Genomic DNA, 1,162 nt, shown 5'->3' with positions numbered 1-1,162 from the left:
GCTATTCCATTGTCGGTTCTGGCGCGTCTGGCACGGGCCTGTCGAACTACTCGATCACCTATGCGGACGGCACCCTGGTGGTGAACCCGGCGTCGTTGACGATCACGGCCAACGGGGCGACCAAGACCTATGGCAACTCGATCAACCTGACGGGCTTTACCAGCAGCGGCTTGGTGAATGGCGATAGCATCAGCGGCGTCAGTCTGACCTCCGGCGGTTCCGGCACGTTGGTCAATGTTGGCAGTTACAGCATTGTCGGTTCTGGTGCGTCTGGCACGGGCCTGTCGAACTATTCGATCACCTATGCGGACGGCACTTTGGTGGTGAATCCGGCGGCCCTGGTAATCACGGCCAGCGGTGCGACCAAGACCTATGGCAACTCGATCAACCTGACAGGCTTCACCAGCGCTGGTCTGGTGAATGGCGATAGCGTCAGCGGGGTCAGCCTGGTTTCCGGTGGTTCCGGCACGCTGGCCAACGCTGGCAGCTACAGCATTGTGGCGTCGGGTGCCTCGGGCACGGGCCTGTCGAACTACTCTGTCACCTATGCTGACGGTACCTTGGTGGTGAACCCGGCGGCCCTGACAATCACGGCGTCGGGTGCGACGAAGACCTATGGCAGCTCGATCAACCTGACGGGCTTCACCAGCAGTGGCTTGGTGAATGGGGACAGTCTCAGCGGGGTCAACCTGGTTTCCGGCGGTTCCGGTACGCTGGCCAATGCGGGCAGCTACAGCATTGTCGGGTCTGGCGCGTCTGGCACAGGCCTGTCGAACTACTCGATCACTTATGCGGACGGCACCTTGGTGGTGAATCCGGCGGCTTTGACGATCACGGCCAGTGGGGCGACGAAGACCTATGGTAACTCGATCAACCTGACGGGCTTCACCAGTTCGGGTCTGATTAACGGTGACAGCGTCAGCGGCGTCAGCCTGACCTCTGGTGGTTCTGGCACGATTGCTACCGTCGGCAGCTATTCCATCGTGGCCAGCGGTGCGACAGGGACAGGTGTATCGAACTACTCAATCACCTATGCGGACGGCACGCTGGTGGTAAACCCGGCGGCCCTGGTGATCACGGCCAGCGGGGCGACCAAGACTTATGGCAACTCGATCAACCTGACAGGCTTCACCAGCAATGGCTTGGTGAATGGCGACAGTGT

The 1,162-nt window shown here is 60.8% G+C and carries 1 protein-coding gene; it reads left to right on the top strand.

All coding sequences use genetic code 11. The features are described 5' to 3' along the window. Positions 1-1,162 (top strand): beta strand repeat-containing protein (locus G473_RS30680; protein ID WP_035708569.1); only part of this gene is annotated, 1,162 nt, incomplete at both ends.

Source organism: Niveispirillum irakense DSM 11586 (assembly GCF_000429645.1).
In the GTDB taxonomy this organism is placed as follows: Bacteria; Pseudomonadota; Alphaproteobacteria; order Azospirillales; family Azospirillaceae; genus Niveispirillum; species Niveispirillum irakense.
This window is presented reverse-complemented; position numbering and strand designations above follow the sequence as displayed.